A 17,042-nucleotide genomic window follows, 5' to 3' on the forward strand; every position below is an offset into this window, starting at 1 on the left:
CGCCGACCGGTCCTTCACGGCACCGGCGCCAAGATCCTGCGACACGCCAGCGCCGAGCCATGCCATGCCCCTCAACCTCAGCCCACCGCCGATCCTCTTCGACGAATCGCTGGAGCATGTCGAACCCGACGAGGCGGAGACCACCGAGCAGCTGATCGAGACGCTGACGAAGATCAACCAGACGACGCTGGAGCACGAGAAGCACGCGCATCGTTCCGTGCATGCGAAGAGCCATGCGCTGCTGACGGGCGAACTGATCGTCCCGGACGACCTGCCGCGCGAGCTCGCGCAGGGCATCTTCGCGAAGCCGGGGCGCTATCCCCTGGTGATGCGCCTCTCGACGGTGCCGGGCGACATCCTCGACGACAGCGTTTCGACGCCGCGCGGCATGGCGGTGAAGATCGTCGGCGTGGAGGGTGAGCGTCTCCCCGGCAGCGACGGGGACGTGACGCAGGACTTCGTCCTGGTCAACGGCCCGGCCTTCTCGGCGCCGAACGCGAAGCGTTTCGCGAGCACCCTGAAGCTGATCGCCGCGACGACGGACCGCGCCGAAGGCGCGAAGAAGGCGCTTTCCGCGGTGCTCCGCGGCACCGAGCGCGTGATCGAGGCCTTCGGCGGCCGGAGCCCGACGCTGCTCGCGCTGGGCGGCCAGCCGGAGACGAATCCGCTAGGCGACACCTACTACTCGCAGGCGCCTCTGCGCTTCGGCGATTACGTGGTGAAGGTGTCGATCGCGCCACACTCGCCGAACCTGACGGCGCTCACCGGTGCCACGCTCAACGTCAATGGCAAGGCCAACGGCTTGCGCGAGGCGATGGTCAACCACTTCGCGGAAGAAGGCGGGGAATGGGACCTGCGGGTGCAGTTCTGCACGGACCCGGAGACCATGCCGGTCGAGGATGCGTCCGTGGTCTGGCCGGAGGAGAAAAGCCCTTATATCGATGTCGCGCGCATCGTCGTGCCGCCGCAGGCCGCGTGGAACGCCGCGCGTCGCGCCGCCATCGACGACGGCCTGGCCTTCAGCCCGTGGCATGGCATCGCCGCGCACCGGCCGCTGGGATCGGTCATGCGCGCCCGGAGGCTGGCGTACAAGGTCATGGCGAAGTTCCGCGCGCACCATAACAACGTGAGCGTCGTCGAGCCCCGTTCGATCGAAGAACTCGGCCTGTAGGAAAGGCCCGGGCGCGATTTCAGGGTTCGCGCGCCAGCGCGCAGGGCGGGGCGAGAAGCTGTCGCGGCCGGGTCCGCTCCCACATACCGTCGCCGGAAATCGTGGGAGCGGCCCTGGCCGCGACAGCTCTTCGCCGCGGTTTCCAGGTTCACGCGCCAGCTCGCAGGGTTGGGCGAGAAGCTGTCGCGGCCGGGTCCGCTCCTACATATGGTCGCCGGAAATCGTGGGAGCGGCCCTGGCCGCGACAGCTCTTCGCCGCGGTTTCCAGGTTCACGCGCCAGCGCGCAGGGTTGGGCGAGAAGCTGTCGCGGCCGGGTCCGCTCCCACACGGTTTCTTCGGTGTTCCTACCAGCCCATGTAATGGCCGCCATTGATGGCGAGGTTCGACCCGGTGATCCAGCTGGAATCTTCGGAGGTGAGGAACGCGACGGCGTGGGCGATTTCCTCGGGCCGGCCGAGGCGACCGACGGGGATCTGCGCGACGATCTTGGCGCGGATGTCCTCGGGCACGGCCATGACGAGGTCGGTGCCGACGTAGCCGGGCGAGACCGTGTTCACGGTGATGCCGAACTTCGCGTTCTCTTGCGCCAGCGAGATGGTGAAGCCGTGCACGCCGGCCTTCGCGGCGGCGTAGTTGGCCTGGCCGTACTGGCCCTTCTGACCGTTGATCGAGCTGATCTGGACGATGCGGCCCCACTGACGCGAGCGCATGCCCTCGATCACGGGGCGCGTCACGTTGAAGCAGGCGTTGAGGTTGGTGTTCACCACCTCGGTCCACTGCTGGTAGTCCATCTTGTGGAACGTCGTGTCGCGGGTGATGCCGGCGTTGTTGATCAGGATCTCGACCGGGCCGGCCAGGTCCTCCACGCCGCGGATCATCGCCTCGGCCGAGGCGGGGTCCGATACGTCGCCCGGCACCATCACGACGTCGATGCCGTCGCGGATCATGTCCTCGCGCCAGGCGGCCGCGCGGGCCTCGTCGCGGTAGTTGGTGGCGACCCGGTGGCCCTGCCGGGCAAGGTAGCGCACGATCGCCGTACCGATGCCGCCCGTGCCGCCGGTCACCAGTGCCGTGCGCTGCGTCATACCCTGCTTCATCGTCCCGATCGTCCCGTCGTGGCCCGCGTGCGGGCAAACCTTCGTTATAACGTCGCGCCCCGGGTAAGACTACTGCGGCGGAGCGTCGCAGGCGCGAATTCGCGCAGGGCGTCGCGCAACAGGTCGGCCGGGTTCGTGGCGGCGCTCGTGGTGGGCACGCCGAGCCGGTCCAGCGCCAGACGCAGGGCGGGCAGGGGATCGGTCGGATCCACCGGCAGGGCCGCCGACGACTTCGACAGTTTCCGGCCTTCCGCGTCCACGACCAGCGGCAAGTGGAGGTAACCCGGGCTGGGAAGATCCAGCAGGCCCTGCAGGTAGATCTGCCGCGCGGTGGAGTCGAGCAGGTCGGCGCCGCGGACGACGTGCGTGATGCCCTGTTCGCCGTCGTCGACCACGCAGGCGAGCTGGTACGACCACAACCCCTCGACCCGGCGGATGACGAAGTCGCCGGCGACCTCCCGGAGGTTTTCGGCCTGGGGACCCTGGAGGTCGTCCGTCCACGCGATCACCCGGTCGGGCGAGCGCAAGCGCCACGCCGGTGCGCGCGACGGATCGGGAGGCGCGATGCACCGGCCGTCGCGATGCAGGCCGCCGTGCGCGGCGAGCTCGGCGCGGCTGCACCAGCAGGGAAACAGATGGCCCTCGTCGCGCAGGCGTGCGAAGGCGGACTCGTAGAGCGCATCGCGCCGCGACTGGAAGACGGGCGGCGCGTCGGGCGTCATGCCGAAGGCGTCGAGCGTCGAGAGGATGGCCGCGGCCGATCCGGGAACCTCGCGCGGAGGATCGATGTCTTCGATGCGTACCAGCCACTGCCCACCGGCGTGGCGGGCCACCAGCCAGCTGCCGACGGCCGCGACCAGCGAGCCGAAGTGCAGGGCGCCCGTGGGCGAGGGAGCGAAGCGTCCGCGATAGGCCGGCACTGTCATGGATCGGTAATTGAGAGGTTTCTCATGGCCGCGACGGGCAGACGTGTCAGTGTAGGCGATGCGCGTTCCGCTGCCAGCGGCCACGTGACGCCTTCGCGGCGGTGGATGCCGGCGCGGCCATTGAATCATTCAGTGTCCGCCCCGAAAAATTGCCTTGTGCGGCGCCACTTAGCCAGCCGCCATGAGAGAGACAAACCATGTTCAAACGCATCGCCTTGTTCGTCGCCACCAACCTCGCGGTCATCCTGCTGCTGACGATCGTCTGCCGGGTCCTCGGCATCGATCAGTGGGCCGCCCAGCGCGGCATGGGTATCGGTGGCCTGATCGTCTTCGCCTCCGTCTTCGGCATGGGCGGCGCATTCATTTCGCTGGCCATCTCGAAGTGGACCGCGAAGATGTCCACCGGCGCCCAGGTCATCAAGGAGCCGCGCAACGAAACGGAGCGCTGGCTGCTCGAGACCGTGCGCCGGCACGCCGAGAAGGCCGGCATCGGCATGCCCGAGGTCGCCGTCTACGACGCGCCGGAAATGAACGCCTTCGCCACCGGCATGTCGCGCAACAACGCGCTCGTGGCCGTGAGCACGGGCCTTCTGCAGCAGATGGACCGCGAGCAGGTCTCGGCCGTGCTCGGCCACGAGATCGGCCACGTCGCCAATGGCGACATGGTCACCCTGACCCTGATCCAGGGCGTGCTGAACACGCTGGTGATCGTGCTCGCCCGCGTCGTCGGCCGCGTGGTCGACAGCTGGCTCAGCGGCGGCCGCGAGCGCGACGGCGAGGGCGGCATCGGCTACTTCGTGGTCGTGATGGTGCTGCAGATCGTGTTCGGCCTGTTCGCCTCGATGATCGTCATGTGGTTCTCGCGCTGGCGCGAGTTCCGGGCGGACGCCGCAGGCGCCAGCCTCGCCGGCCGCGCCTCGATGATCTCCGCGCTGCAGCGCCTCTCCGGCAACCACGGCGACACGTCGCTGCCGCAGACGATCCAGGCCTTCGGTATTTCCGGCCACCTGGCCTCGGGCTTCAAGCGGCTGTTCATGAGCCACCCGCCCATCGAGGAACGCATCGCGGCGCTGCAGGCCGCGAGGTGATCGGGAGAGGAGGCCGCCGGAAGGCGGCCTCTTTCTTTTGCGGGGACCGGAGAGGGACTACGTGGAGGTGGGGGGATGGGAAGTGGGGGCGCGGTCCCGGCACGCGGTCGAGGGGGCGGCAGCGCCTCGAGCGCCTCGACGCACCCGGTGGGCGACCGGTGCCCTCGGACGCACGATGTCGCGCCCCCATTTCCCATCTCCCATCCCCAACGCCCCCTCACGGCCTCAGGACGCGGCACCACCCACCACCCCCTTTTCCCGCCCCCGTCCCATCCCCATACTCCCCTGCCTGTCCCACCCTGAAGGAACGGCATCGTGAGCCAGGAAACCCGTAAGTTCGAAGCCGAGGTCGCGCAGGTCCTGCACCTGGTGACCCACTCCCTCTACTCGCACAAGGAAATCTTCCTGCGCGAGCTCATTTCCAACGCCTCCGACGCGTGCGACAAGCTGCGCTTCGAGGCGATCGCGGACCCCTCCCTGACCGACGGCGATGCCGAACTGCGCATCCAGGTGACCTGGGATCCGGACGCCCGCACGATCAGCATCCGCGACAACGGCATCGGCATGAGCCGCGAGGACGTCGTGGCCAATATCGGCACGATCGCCAGTTCCGGCACCCGACGCTATCTCGAAGCGCTGTCGGGCGAGCAGAAGGCGGACGCCCGCCTGATCGGCCAGTTCGGCGTCGGTTTCTATTCGGCGTTCGTCGTGGCCGACAAGGTCACCGTCATCACGCGCCGCGCGGGTCAGCCGACCGAGGCCGGCGTGCGCTGGGAAAGCGACGGCAAGGGCGAGTACTCGCTCGAGGACACGAACGTCACCGAGCGCGGCACCACGGTCGTGCTGCACCTGAAGGCCGACGAGGACGAGTTCCTCAACGCCTGGAAGCTGCGCTCCCTGGTGACCAAGTATTCGGACCACGTGGCGTTCCCGATCCGCATGCCCGCCGAGAAGGACGGCAAGCCGGACCCGACCGAGTGGTCGAACGTCAACTCGGCGTCCGCGCTGTGGTCGCACCCGAAGAGCGAGATCACCGACGAGGAATACAAGGAGTTCTACAAGTCGTTGGGGCACGACTTCAACGATCCGCTGGCCTGGAGCCACAACCGCGTCGAAGGCTCGCAGAGCTTCACCACGCTGCTCTACGTGCCGGAACAGCCGCCGTTCGACCTGATGATGGGCGGCCGCGAGGAGCGCAAGGGCCTCAAGCTCTACATCAAGCGCGTCTTCATCATGGACGCCGCGGAGGAACTGCTGCCGAACTACCTGCGCTTCGTGCGCGGCGTGGTGGACGCCGACGACCTGCCGCTGAACGTCAGCCGCGAGATTCTCCAGCAGAATCGCCAGCTCGAGCGCATCAAGAGCGCCTGCGTGAAGCGCGTGCTCGATGTGCTCGAGAAGATCGCCCGCGACGAGCCGGAAAAGTTCGCGACGTTCCTCGCCGGCTTCGGCAACACGCTGAAGGAAGGCATCGTCGAGGACACCGCCAACCGCGAGCGCATCGCGAAGCTGCTGCGCTTCGCCTCGACGAAGGGCGACGGCGCGGCGAAGACGGTTTCGTTCGACGACTACATCGGCCGCATGGCGGTGGGACAGGACGCCATCTGGTACGTCACCGCCGATAGCTACACCGCCGCCGCGGGCAACCCCGCGCTAGAAGCGCTGAAGGCGAAGGACATCGAAGTGCTGCTGATGTCCGACCGCGTCGACGAGTGGATGCTCGGCTATCTCACCGAGTACGAAGGCAAGCGCCTGCGCAACGTGTCCAAGGGCGAGTTCCCGCTCGACGAGGCCGACAAGGCGAAGCAGGAAGCCGCCACGGCCGAGGCCGCGCCGCTGATCGAACGCGCGAAGTCGTTGCTCGGCGATCGCGTGAGCGACGTGCGTGTGTCCGCGCGCCTGACGGATTCGCCGTCGGTGCTCGCGCTGGCCGATTTCGACCTCGCCCCCCACCTGGCGCGCCTGCTGCGCGAAGCGGGTCAGGACGTGCCGGCGTCGAAGCCGGCGCTGGAACTCAATCCGTCGCATCCGCTGGTGCAGCGTCTTGCCGGCGAAGCCGACGACGCGAAGGCTGGCGACCTCGCCAGCCTGTTGCTCGAGCAGGCGGAGATCACCGCGGGTGCTCAGCTCGCGGATCCCGCGGGCTTCGTGCAGCGGATGAACCGGGTGCTGCTGGGGTAAGCGCGAGACCCTCCGCGCTCCGCGAAAAGCGGTCGCGGCCAGGTCCGCTCCCACAACGACAGTAGGGCCAGGTCCGCTCCCTCGCCGTTGTGGGAGCGGACCTGGCCGCGACATCTCCTCGCGAGGCGCCACAGGCCCACCGGCCTCACAGCCACGTCACCCCAAGGACGACCGCCTGCCTGCTATCGTCCCCGCCCATGTCCGCGCTCCTGATCCTCTTCCTCTGCCTCGCCCTCGGCATCCTCGCGCGCCGTTTCGCGACGCTGCCCGACGGCATCGTGCCGGGCATCAACTGGTGGGTGCTCAACATCGCGCTGCCGGCGCTGGTGCTGGCGCTCGTTCCCCATGTCCCGATCGACGTGAACCTCTGGTTCCCCGTCGTCGGCATGTACGTGACCTTCTTCGGTGCCTGGGCGCTGTTCGCCACCCTGGGCCGGCTCTTCGCGTGGAGTCCCCAGCGCATCGGCTGCCTCACGCTCGTCTGTGGCCTGGGCAACACCTCGTTCATCGGCTATCCGATGATGGAGGCGTTGCACGGCAAACCCGGCCTCTCCATCGCCGTCATCGCCGACCAGCTCGGGTGCTTTCCGATGCTCGCCGCGGGCGGCATCGTCGTGGCGTCGATGTACTCCGGGCGCGGCGCGAGCGCCGCGTCGATCGTCCGCCGTGTGCTGACGTTTCCCGCGTTCGTCTGCCTCGTGATCGGCGTGACGGTCGGCCTCCTCGGCGGCTGGCCCGCGATGGTCGAGAAGGTGTTGCTGCAGATCGGCCAGACCCTCACGCCGCTCGCGTTGTTCTCGGTCGGCCTGCAATTCCGCCTGCACCTGCGTCGCGGGCAGGTGGGAGCGCTGACCGCCGGCCTGGCGTGGAAGCTGCTGCTCGCACCGCTGCTGGTGCTCGGCATCGGCGTGGCCGCCGGCGTCGGTGGCCTGACCCTGACCGTCGGTGTGCTGCAGGCGGCGATGGCGCCGATGATTTCCGCGGCCATCCTCGCCGACCGGTACGATCTCGAGCCGCAACTGGCCAACACCGTGCTGGGCGCCGGCATCCTGCTCTCGCTGGCGACCATTCCGATCGGCAACCTCTTCCTCCCCGCGGCGTAAGCGGGGCTTGCGATCGCCCGGGCCGACCCTATCACTCGAAGATGACCGATACCTCGACGACCTCCGGCGTTCGCGCCGACGTGTGGCTCTGGGCCGCACGCTTCTTCAAGACCCGCAGCCTCGCCAAACAGGCGATCGACGGCGGCAAGGTCGAACTCAACGATGCCACCTGCAAGCCGGCCAAGGCGGTGCAGGTGGGTGACACGCTGCGGATCACCCGTGGGGAGGAGCGAATCGTCTGCACCGTGACGGGGCTGTCGCAGAAGCGCGGCCCGGCGCCGGAGGCACGCAAGCTCTACGCGGAGACGGAGGCCAGCGTCGCCGAGCGCGAACGCCAGCGCGAAGACCGCCGCCTGACCGGCGGCGCGTTGCTGCGCCCGGACGCGCGTCCCGACAAGCGCGATCGCCGGCTGATCCAGGATCTGAAGAAGACGCTCTGAAGACGGAGGTCGCGGCGGCCCCGCGCGGCCTATCGCCGATACGATCGGCTCCCACCCTCCGGTAGTCGCCCCACCGCAAGCCCGCTACCGAAGGGGTAGGAGCCGATCGCATCGGCGATCCCGCGTAGCGGGCCAAGGGCCGGGGTAGCCAAAAAAACAGCCCCCGCGAGTCCACCCCGGGCTGCTGACGCGGGATGGGGCGGGGGCTGTCGCGGGCCGTTGGATGGAGAGTCGTCTTGCCCGCTTGAAGCCGGTGCGCGTTCGGCGCCGCACCGGAGATGACTATAGGAAACCGGACCGATCGATGGAATTCGTTTGTTCGAATGGCGTCGATAGGCCATCCCAATCGCAGGCATTCCCTCGTAGGAGCGCGCCCTGCGCGCGACATCTTTTGGCGGTGAACTTCAGGCCCTGAGCTCTTCGCGAAAACATGTCGCGCGCAGGGCGCGCTCCTACGGCCGCATCAGCGCAGCATCTTCTTCAGCTTGTACAGCTGATCCAGCGCCTCACGGGGCGCCAGGTCGTCCGGATCGAGCGCACGCAGGGCCTCTTCCACCGGCGACGGCAGCGGCGGCGCGAACAGGCCCATCTGCGGCGCCGCGGGCACCGGTGCGGCGACCGCGGCGGTCACCTCGTGACCCTGTTCCAGTGCGGCGAGGTAGCGCCGCGCATCCGCGATCACCGTCTTGGGCAGCCCCGCCAGCGCGGCCACCTGAAGGCCGAAGCTGCGGTTCGCCGGGCCGTCCTTGACCGTGTGCATGAAGACCAGTTGCTCGCCATATTCCACGGCATCCAGATGCACGTTGGCGATGGTGCGGAACTCGCCCGCGAGCTCCGTGAGCTCGAAGTAATGCGTGGCGAACAGCGTGAACGCGCAGCTGGTCGCCGCGAGGTGCACGGCGGCGGCGCGCGCGAGCGACAGGCCGTCGTACGTGCTGGTGCCGCGGCCCACCTCGTCCATCAGCACGAGGCTGCACTCGGTGGCGTTGTGCAGGATGTTCGCCGTCTCGCTCATCTCCACCATGAAGGTCGACTGGCCGCGCGACAGGTCGTCGCCCGCACCGATGCGCGTGAAGATCCGATCGATCGGGCCGATCGTCGCGCCCGCCGCCGGCACATAGCTGCCGACGTGCGCGAGCAGCACGATGAGCGCGTTCTGGCGCATGTAGGTGGACTTACCGCCCATGTTCGGGCCGGTGATCACCAGCATGCGGCGGCTCTTGTCCAGCGCGAGATCGTTCGGCTCGAACGGCTCGTCGCGCACCTTCTCCACCACGGGGTGGCGGCCGCGGTCGATGCGGATGCCGGGCACGTCGGTGAGCTCGGGCGCGGCCCAGTCGAGCGCCTCGGCGCGATCGGCGAGATCCGCCAGGACGTCCAGCTCCGCCATCGCGGCCGCGCCGATCTTGAGCGCCGGCAGGCGCTCGATGAGCCGGTCGAGCAGCAGCTCGTACAGCGCGCGCTCGCGCATCAGCGAGCGCTCCTTCGCGGAGAGCACCTTGTCCTCGAACTGCTTGAGCTCTTCGGTGATGTAGCGTTCGGCGTTCTTCGTCGTCTGTCGTCGCGTGTAGTGCTGCGGGGCCTTGTCCGCCTGCGCCTTGGTGATCTCGATGTAGTAGCCGTGCACGCGGTTGTAGCCGACCTTCAGCGTCGGGATGCCGCTGGCCGCCTTCTCGCGTTCTTCCATGTCGACCAGGAACTGGTCCGCGTTGGTCGAGAGGCGCCGCAGTTCGTCGAGTTCCTCGTCGTAGCCTTCGGCCAGCACGCCGCCGTCGCGCAGCAGCACCGGCGGCTGCGCGATGATCGCGCGCGCCAGGAGATCGGCCGTCTCGGCGTGGTCGCCGATGCGGTCGACGAGGCCGTGCAGCAGCGGGCTGTCGAGGCCCGCGATCTCCTCGCGCAACAAGGGCGCCGCGGCGAGGCCGTCGCGTAGCGTCGACAGGTCGCGCGGACGCGCCGAGCGCAACGCCACGCGCGCGAGGATGCGTTCGAGGTCGCCGACACCGCGCAGCCGCTCGCGCAGCGACACGTGCCGCCGCGAGTCGATCAGGCTGCCGATCGCCTGATGCCGGGCGCGCAGCACGCCGCGGTCGCGCAGCGGACGATTCAGCCAGCGGCGCAGCAGGCGCGCGCCCATCGGCGTCACGGTCTCGTCGAGCACGCCGAGCAGCGTGTTGTCGACGTTGCCGCTCTGGTGCGTGTCGATTTCGAGGTTGCGCCGGGTCGCGGCGTCCATCGCGATCGTCTCGCCCGCGTTCTCGACCGCCATGCCCGTCAGATGGGGCAGGGCGCTCTTCTGGGTTTCTTCCACGTAACCCAGCAGGCAGCCCGCCGCGGCGATGGCGAGCGGCATGCCGTCCACGCCGAAGCCGAGCAGGTCGCGCGTGCGGAAGAAGCGGCAGAGTTCGCGCGTCGCTGCATCGCCGTCGAAATGCCACGGCTGCCGCTTGCGCAGGCCCGGCAGCGACGAGACCAGCTTCGGCCATGCGACATCCTCGCTCACCAGCGTCTCCGCCGGTTGCAGGCGCGCGAGTTCGGCGGCGAGGCCCTCGGGGGAGGGCACCTCGGTCAGCAGGAACCGGCCGGTCGAGAGATCCACCCATGCGAGCCCGTAGCCCTTCGGACCCGCGGAGATCGCCAGCAGGAGGTTGTCCCGGCGCTCTTCCATCAGTGCCGCGTCGGTGACGGTGCCCGGGGTGACGATCCGCACCACCTCGCGCTTCACCGGGCCCTTCGACGTCGCCGGGTCGCCGATCTGCTCGCACAGCGCGACGGACTCGCCGAGCTTCACCAGCCGGGCCAGGTAGTTCTCCACGGCGTGATACGGGACGCCCGCCATGGGAATCGGCGCGCCGGCCGACTGCCCGCGCTGGGTCAGGGTGATGTCCAGCAGGCGCGCGGCCTTGCGCGCGTCGTCGTAGAACAACTCGTAGAAGTCGCCCATCCGGAAGAACAGCAGGATGTCGGGATGCTCCGCCTTCGCCGCCAGGTACTGGCGCATGAAGGGCGTATGCCCTGCGGTGGCGGAGCGGTCTTCTTCAGCGATGGCCATGCGTGTCTTCGGTCGATGCGTGACGGCGCGCCACCCATGGCACGCCAGCCCCACATGATAAGCGACCGGGGAAGGGGGTGCCGCCTGGCGTCCGGGCATGAAAAAGCCCACGGAGGGGAGGCCGTGGGCTTTTGGGGTATTCCATCTTCGCACCAGCGGCAGGGGAACCGCCTTATGTGCCTGGGACCGGCGCCATCTCGGCTGCCTTGGGAATAACTATACCGACCGGTTTATGAACTCAGGTTAAGCGAGCCGGGCATACCCGTCGCCAGTGTCCCGGACTTCCCGCGAGCCCCCTGCCGGAGGGTGGGAGCCGATCGCATCGGCGATCCGGCCTTGCGGGGCTCCCGACGCGGCCCTCAGACCGCCAGCGTCGGCACGTTCACCTTCGGCAGCAGCCGTTGGGTGAAGTACTTGTCCTGGTAGTAGCGGATCTTCGTGCACATCACCGGGTGCGGGATGCCCTCGTACAGGAAGACCTCCTTGTCCGGCCCCATGGCCTTCAGCTCCTGCGGCAGCATCAGGGCGCGCTTCTCCTCCGAGTGGCTCTTCGAAACGTCGCCCTTCTTGCTCTTCGTGATGTTTTCCCGCCGCACGGTGGTGTAGCCGAGCATGTCGGAGTAGTCGTTCGCATCCTGCTGCTCGCGCGGCGCATAGACGATCTGCAGCGCGTGGTTGGTGATGACGGTGCGCGAGACATCCTTGCCGTACACCGCGTCCAGCTGCGCCATGCTCTGGATGATCGGCAGCAGGCGGATGTTGTAGCCGGCCATGTACGCGACGGCGGACGCGATGATCTCGACCTTGCCGATCGACGTGAACTCGTCCATCAGGAGCAGGCACTGATGCTTGAGGGCCGGGTTGTTCTCCGGCCGCTCCTTCGTGTTGAGGTTGATCAGCTGGCTGAAGAACAGGTTCACGATCAGCCGGCTCTCGGCCAGCTTGTTCGGCTGGATGCCGATGTAGATCGTCATCTTCTTCTTGCGCACATCCGTGAGCAGGAAGTCGTCCGCGCTGGTCGCGGCGTCCAGCACCGGGTTGATCCACGCGTTCAGGGGTTCCTTGAACGTGCCGAGGATCGACGCGAACGTCTCCGCCGCCTGCGACAACAGGTTGGCGAACGCCGACTGCGCGTTGGCACTCAGGAAAGGCTCCTTAGACAGGCGCGTGTAGAGCTCCCGCAGATCGGTGCCGTCGCCCGAGGACAGCCGGTAGATCATGCCGAGCGTCGGCTTGCTCCGCACGATTTCTGGGCGACCGTGCTTCTCGTCGTCGTCCCACTTCTCGCACAGGTACAGCGAGAACGCCATGAACGCGTTGCGCGCCTGGCTGACCCAGAATTTCTGGTCGTCCGAACCGTCGGGGTAGAGCATCGCCGCGATGCTCATCAGGTCCGAGACGCGGAACGCCGGGTCCTTCGATACGTAAGTGAGCGGGTTCCAGCGATGCGTGCGCCGATCTTCCGCGAACGGGTTGAACAGGTAGATCTCCTGCCCCTGCGACGCCCGCCAGCCGCTGGTGAGGTCGAAGTTCTCCTGCTTGATGTCCAGGACGACCGTCGATTCCTGATAGTCGAGCAGGTTCGGAATCACCACGCCCACGCCCTTGCCCGAACGGGTCGGTGCCGCGAGGATCACGAATTGTTGCCCGGGCAGGCGCACCAGCTGGCCGCCGAACTTGCCGACGAGGATGCCGTTCGGCGACGCCGAAAGCATCTTTTGTTTACGCAGATCGGCCGCGGTCGCGAAACGCGCGTCGCCATGGATCGCCTTGGCCTTGCGCTTCATGAGCAGGTAGAGCGCGAACAGCCACGCCACCATCGGCAAAAGGAAGCCGACGATACCGGCGGTTTCGATCCGCCACGCGTAGGGCTGAACCTGCGGATGGTTCAGCGCGCGGATGTAGCTGAGATAGGTACCCCATCCCGTCGGCACGTCCGAGAGGCGAAGGAACGCCAGCGTCAACCATCCTGCGAAAAAGTTACCGACCACCAGAGCGACGACGCCGAGCACCGCCGCCCAAAATCCCTTGTTCTTCATCATGCTTGGATCTGCCTTCGTTCCCTGGAATGTCCGATCAAACGTGTCGGGCGCTCTGTTGCGTGGTATGTGCCTCTGCCTGCCGCTGGGAGTTCGCGAGTATCGCCGCGGTCCCGGCCTGCGACTGGCCGCTGGCATGCGCCTCCGCGCTGCTCTGCTCGAGCGGGGTCTTCACGGCCTCCATCACATCGACATCCGCCACCTTCTTGAAAGGCGAATGCTCCTGCCCCTGAACGGCGTAGACGCGCGTGGCATCGCGGTTCAGTCCGACCATGTCGATGCGGTCCATGCCGGCCGCAGTGGCGGATGCGGTAAGGGAGCCGGCGAGACGCTCAGTGTGCTCGCCCGATGGGCGGCCATGAGCGACGTCGAGCTTCTGCAATTCGCCAAGCGCCTGCTGGAACATGGCGTTAGCCGGGTGTGCGACATCGTCGAGCAAGGGCGTTGCCGCCGCGCGCGGCCCATCTTGTTTGGGCGTACGTCCGGCTTCGAGAGCCTTGAGCGTCGCTGGTCCGACAATGCCATCCGGTTTCAGCTGGTGATCCGCCTGGAATTTCTCGATCGCCGCCTTCGTTTCCTTACCCATCGCGCCGTCCGGATCGAGCGGCTTGCCCTTCGAATCGACATAACCCTGATCGCGGAGCAGTTCCTGAATGTGGATCACCTTGTCTTTCGACAGGTGTCGACGGCCCGCTTCCTGTGTCGGGAAAGGCTCGGGGCCGTTCGGCTTGTATCCATTCTCAAGCGCCTTCTCCCATGCTTCGGCAGCCTGTTTCCGGGCAGACAGGCCATTGTGCCCGCCGTTGATGTCGAAACAGGCTGCCTTTACGTCGCTCTGGTCGTGGTTCGCCACGACGCGGTCCTTCCAATAGTGAATGGCGATCCTTGCCGCGATTTCCTTGTCCTCCGCAAGCTCTGGATGCGTGACGAGGTCGAGACCGAGTTCCTCGCCGACACGCTCGTAGTTGTCCCGCCCCGTCAACTGAACGTACCCACGCCCGTGGAAGGTCCAGCCGTCGCCGGGTTCGGTGTTGCCCAGGTTCTTCTTGCCCCAGGAGCCACCGTATACGGCATTGGCGATGGCCTCCGGGCCTCCGGCGGCGATGCGGCTGGCCTCGGCGGGTGTATCCATGCCGTTACGGCCCGGGAACACTTCGAGGAGACGTTCGCCCGAGTAGTTGAGGTTTTCGCTCATGCGGCCATAGCCACCGCATTCGACGTGCATCTGCCCCATGAAGTTACCGAGTTCCTTCGGGTCGGTGATGCCGGCTTTCATGGCTGCATCGAGAAGGTAGTCCGCGTTCTGCTTCGCTGTCATGTTCGAATGTCCTTATGCGCGCCTGGGTCGGCGCGATCAGCGTGTGGGGAGGCCGGTCTTTTCGATTACCGCGTCGCGCTTCAGCTTCAGCGTAGCGTCGATCAGGGCGTCGTCCTCGGTGTCGACGATGGCGCCCGACTGGCAGCTGCTGCGCTTCACAGGTTTCGCTTCGCCCTTCTTCAATACGACGAGGCCGCCGTCCTGCAGGTTGCTTGCGCCGGAGATCGAATAGACCACGTACTTGAATCCGGCGTTGGTGAACGCGTATGCGTAACCGCCGGTGCTACCGGCAAATCGGAGATGAGAACGCGTGAATTCACCCATGGATGCCCCGGACGGGTAGGTGAGTTCGGGGTGGGACGCGTCGCGCCCGTAGGCGTAGTAGAACCGGCCCTCATCATGGGCGAAGTCGCCGGCGGCGCAGATCGAAACGACCTTCGTGCTGCCCGCCAAAGGGCACGAGAACACGACCGCGTCGCCCTTCGCACACATGGTGGTGGACGCGAAGGTGGGCGCCGTAAGCAAGAGCAGGGCGATGGGCAGAATCGTTCGCATGGTCGATGTCCGGTATTCGTTCGTATCAGGCACGGCCGGGCATTGGCGCGGACGGCGAGGGTGGTGTCTGCTGGCGCTGCGCCTCGGCCATCTGACGCTGTTGTTCGGCGACGTTCCTCCAGGCCTCGGAGCTCTGCTCGACCGGGGTCTGCAAGGCCTGCACGGTGGGTACCTCGGTGACGCGCTTCAGCGGTGAATCCATGGGCCCCTGCACGGCGTAGAGGCGCGATGCGTCGGCGCTGAGGACGGCGTGATCGATGCGGTCCAGCCCGTCACGGCGCGCGGCTACCGTGAGCACGGCTGCGGCGTTGCCGCTGCGTTCGTCGGAGGCTCGCCCGTGCTGCGCGTCGAGCCGACCGATAGCGCCGTGAGCCTGCTCGAACAACGCGTGATCCGGGTGCGACGGGTGATCGAGCCGGGGTACATCCTTCTTGTCGTGATCGAACCACGAACCCGGATGCGTGATCGTGTCCCAGGCACCGCGCGCCTTGTCGCCGATGGCATGCACACCCTCGGCGATATCGTCCCTGACGTGCTCGAAGGTTTCCTTCACCTCGTGCGCGGCCTCGCCGATGGCGTATTCGATGGTGTGCACGCCGTCGCGGACCGCGTGGGCCACGGAACGCCCCGCGTCGATGGCCCCCTCGATGGCGTGCTTCGGCACTTCCCACGGCGCGGAAAGACCCTCCCGCAGCGCCATCACGTCGCCGCGGTAGCGGTCGATCATGGTGTCGTGCGCGCGGTACCTTGCCTCGTTCTCGGGGGAAATGATGCTCTGTCCCAGCAGTTTGCTGTCCGGGACGAAGTTGTCGATCGCGTGCGCGTCGAAATCCGTCGCCTTGAGCGGATTGCGCAAGCCGAGCGGCCCGCCGTCGTCGCGGTAGCCCGCCTTGCCGAGCGTGTCGATGTCCTGCTGCGCGGCGTAGACGCGCACCTCGCCGAAGTGCGGGCTGGCGGCACTGACAAGGTCGCCGGCCCGTACGTGGTCGATGACCTGATTGCCACCATCGGGCACACCGAACAGACTGCCCGCGCCATAGGCATTGAACGTTTCGCCACGCAGCCCGTACTTCGCGGCGTTGATCTCGGCGAGGGTGCCGCCGAGGGAGTGGCCGGTGACGGTTACTTGAATGGGCGCGGCCGAGCGCTTGGATTCGTTTTCTGCCCGCGCTATGACTCGTTGCGTGAACGCATCCGCGTCGCGCTGCTGGCCGTTGACGCCAAGCAGTACCATGCCTGCATCAATGCCGCCGTCGTGGACGGGTTCACGATCGAACTCCGTTCCGCGATAGGCGATCACGATCTCTTTCGTATCCTGCCGCTGGTACGCGGTCGCCTGAAAGCCCGTCCGCGGATTGTCCATCGTATCGATCGCGCTGTAGGTCACGCCCCCTAATTCAAATGGCTTGTCCAGAACAGGGGCATGGTAGGCATCCTGTGCCAGTAACGCGTAATCCGTCGAGCGGAGGCTCACGGCACCTTCTCCACGGTCTGCAACGTCACCGAGAACACGTCATCCGGCTTCTTGTACTCCTTGGCCGAAGAGGCGCCGATATCGATACGCCGCATGCTTCCGTCTTCATAGGAATCGTTGGCGAACCAGCGCGTCACGGCCCGGCCGGAAAAAACGTCGTCCTTGAAGATGCTGGGGCTGAACGTGATAGGTTCGTGGATGAGGTTTCCCGTCACGCCAACCAGCGACCACCGGCAAACCCCATGCCCGAAATAGTCTTCATCAAGAAACCGGTCGGCGTAGAAGAACGCCTTGTAGACGTTCCCGCCCACATGTTCGAACGTCAGTGGCGCGTCGGCCTGCGGTTCCACCGTGGCGCCGCTGAACGGCGTCAATGGAACGCTGTTCGGGTTGCTGACGTGGTAGTCCACATGCCCTTCGATCTTCTCGAAGGGACCCGGCGCCCCTTCCACCGTCATCGTGATCTCATAGCGCATCTTCGGATGAGGATTGAGCTTGATGTCGGGCTTGTTCATGGGGGCACCGTGGGCCTGTAGGGAAAGGGCGAATAGCGTGGCGAAGGGTAGGGCGAGTCGTCGTGACATGGCGCTCTCGTGC

13 protein-coding genes are annotated in these 17,042 nt (G+C 67.0%); 5 read left to right on the forward strand and 8 right to left on the reverse strand.

All coding sequences use genetic code 11. From position 1 onward, the window contains the following. The first annotated feature begins 64 nt into the window (after positions 1 to 64). Positions 65 to 1,171, forward strand: coding sequence for a catalase family protein (locus J2X58_RS01375; protein ID WP_310046029.1), 1,107 nt, complete (start codon positions 65 to 67; stop codon positions 1,169 to 1,171). A 345-nt stretch (positions 1,172 to 1,516) separates the two neighbouring features. On the opposite strand, the gene phbB is transcribed toward J2X58_RS01375, so the two are convergent. Both phbB and gluQRS read right to left on the reverse strand, forming a co-directional pair. After that, positions 1,517 to 2,257, reverse strand: a complete 741-nt coding sequence (gene phbB / locus J2X58_RS01380; protein WP_090055833.1) for an acetoacetyl-CoA reductase — start codon at positions 2,255 to 2,257, stop codon at positions 1,517 to 1,519. 56 nt (positions 2,258 to 2,313) lie between these two features. Beyond that, complete coding sequence (gluQRS, locus tag J2X58_RS01385) at positions 2,314 to 3,195, reverse strand: tRNA glutamyl-Q(34) synthetase GluQRS (RefSeq protein ID WP_310046030.1); 882 nt, start codon at positions 3,193 to 3,195, stop codon at positions 2,314 to 2,316. A 197-nt stretch (positions 3,196 to 3,392) separates the two neighbouring features. On the opposite strand from gluQRS, the gene htpX reads away from it, so the two are divergent. From htpX to J2X58_RS01405, 4 genes are all read left to right on the forward strand, one after another. Then, positions 3,393 to 4,283 (forward strand): protease HtpX, encoded by an 891-nt coding sequence (gene htpX, locus J2X58_RS01390; protein ID WP_090054585.1) that lies wholly within the window; start codon positions 3,393 to 3,395, stop codon positions 4,281 to 4,283. A gap of 312 nt (positions 4,284 to 4,595) precedes the next feature. Continuing rightward, on the forward strand, positions 4,596 to 6,464 hold the full coding sequence (gene htpG, locus J2X58_RS01395; RefSeq protein ID WP_310047868.1) for a molecular chaperone HtpG: 1,869 nt from the start codon (positions 4,596 to 4,598) through the stop codon (positions 6,462 to 6,464). Positions 6,465 to 6,661: 197 nt separating this feature from the next. Continuing rightward, positions 6,662 to 7,567: an AEC family transporter gene (locus J2X58_RS01400; RefSeq protein WP_310046032.1), complete on the forward strand. Its 906-nt coding sequence runs from the start codon at positions 6,662 to 6,664 to the stop codon at positions 7,565 to 7,567. Positions 7,568 to 7,608: 41 nt separating this feature from the next. Beyond that, a complete protein-coding gene (locus tag J2X58_RS01405) occupies positions 7,609 to 8,007 on the forward strand; it encodes a S4 domain-containing protein (protein ID WP_090054581.1) in 399 nt (132 codons plus the stop codon). A 463-nt stretch (positions 8,008 to 8,470) separates the two neighbouring features. On the opposite strand, the gene mutS is transcribed toward J2X58_RS01405, so the two are convergent. The 6 genes from mutS to J2X58_RS01435 all read right to left on the reverse strand — a co-directional run bounded on the left by mutS (position 8,471) and on the right by J2X58_RS01435 (position 16,960). Further along, positions 8,471 to 11,059, reverse strand: coding sequence for a DNA mismatch repair protein MutS (mutS, locus tag J2X58_RS01410; protein WP_310046036.1), 2,589 nt, complete (start codon positions 11,057 to 11,059; stop codon positions 8,471 to 8,473). 359 nt (positions 11,060 to 11,418) lie between these two features. Continuing rightward, complete coding sequence (locus J2X58_RS01415; protein ID WP_310046038.1) at positions 11,419 to 13,101, reverse strand: type IV secretory system conjugative DNA transfer family protein; 1,683 nt, start codon at positions 13,099 to 13,101, stop codon at positions 11,419 to 11,421. Between the two features lie 34 nt (positions 13,102 to 13,135). Beyond that, positions 13,136 to 14,416, reverse strand: coding sequence for an XVIPCD domain-containing protein (locus tag J2X58_RS01420; RefSeq protein WP_310046040.1), 1,281 nt, complete (start codon positions 14,414 to 14,416; stop codon positions 13,136 to 13,138). 36 nt (positions 14,417 to 14,452) lie between these two features. Continuing rightward, positions 14,453 to 14,971 carry a hypothetical protein gene (locus J2X58_RS01425; protein ID WP_310046041.1) on the reverse strand — a complete coding sequence of 173 codons (519 nt, stop codon included), beginning with the start codon at positions 14,969 to 14,971 and terminating at the stop codon, positions 14,453 to 14,455. A gap of 25 nt (positions 14,972 to 14,996) precedes the next feature. After that, a complete protein-coding gene (locus J2X58_RS01430) occupies positions 14,997 to 16,445 on the reverse strand; it encodes an XVIPCD domain-containing protein (protein WP_310046042.1) in 1,449 nt (482 codons plus the stop codon). Further along, on the reverse strand, positions 16,442 to 16,960 hold the full coding sequence (locus tag J2X58_RS01435) for a hypothetical protein (RefSeq protein WP_310046043.1): 519 nt from the start codon (positions 16,958 to 16,960) through the stop codon (positions 16,442 to 16,444). The genes J2X58_RS01430 and J2X58_RS01435 overlap by 4 nt, the downstream gene beginning before the upstream one ends. Positions 16,961 to 17,042 lie beyond the last annotated feature (82 nt).

The sequence above is a fragment of the Luteibacter sp. 3190 genome (assembly GCF_031456385.1).
Lineage (GTDB): Bacteria > Pseudomonadota > Gammaproteobacteria > Xanthomonadales > Rhodanobacteraceae > Luteibacter.

Excerpts from the sequence above, each read along its gene's own strand:
- J2X58_RS01375 (WP_310046029.1), top strand. The coding sequence starts at position 65 with ATGCCCCTCAACCTCAGCCCACCGCCGATCCTCTTCGACGAATCGCTG.
- phbB (WP_090055833.1), bottom strand. The coding sequence starts at position 2,257 with ATGACGCAGCGCACGGCACTGGTGACCGGCGGCACGGGCGGCATCGGT.
- gluQRS (WP_310046030.1), bottom strand. The coding sequence starts at position 3,195 with ATGACAGTGCCGGCCTATCGCGGACGCTTCGCTCCCTCGCCCACGGGC.
- htpX (WP_090054585.1), top strand. The coding sequence starts at position 3,393 with ATGTTCAAACGCATCGCCTTGTTCGTCGCCACCAACCTCGCGGTCATC.
- J2X58_RS01400 (WP_310046032.1), top strand. The coding sequence starts at position 6,662 with ATGTCCGCGCTCCTGATCCTCTTCCTCTGCCTCGCCCTCGGCATCCTC.
- J2X58_RS01405 (WP_090054581.1), top strand. The coding sequence starts at position 7,609 with ATGACCGATACCTCGACGACCTCCGGCGTTCGCGCCGACGTGTGGCTC.
- mutS (WP_310046036.1), bottom strand. The coding sequence starts at position 11,059 with ATGGCCATCGCTGAAGAAGACCGCTCCGCCACCGCAGGGCATACGCCC.
- J2X58_RS01415 (WP_310046038.1), bottom strand. The coding sequence starts at position 13,101 with ATGATGAAGAACAAGGGATTTTGGGCGGCGGTGCTCGGCGTCGTCGCT.
- J2X58_RS01420 (WP_310046040.1), bottom strand. The coding sequence starts at position 14,416 with ATGACAGCGAAGCAGAACGCGGACTACCTTCTCGATGCAGCCATGAAA.
- J2X58_RS01425 (WP_310046041.1), bottom strand. The coding sequence starts at position 14,971 with ATGCGAACGATTCTGCCCATCGCCCTGCTCTTGCTTACGGCGCCCACC.
- J2X58_RS01435 (WP_310046043.1), bottom strand. The coding sequence starts at position 16,960 with ATGAACAAGCCCGACATCAAGCTCAATCCTCATCCGAAGATGCGCTAT.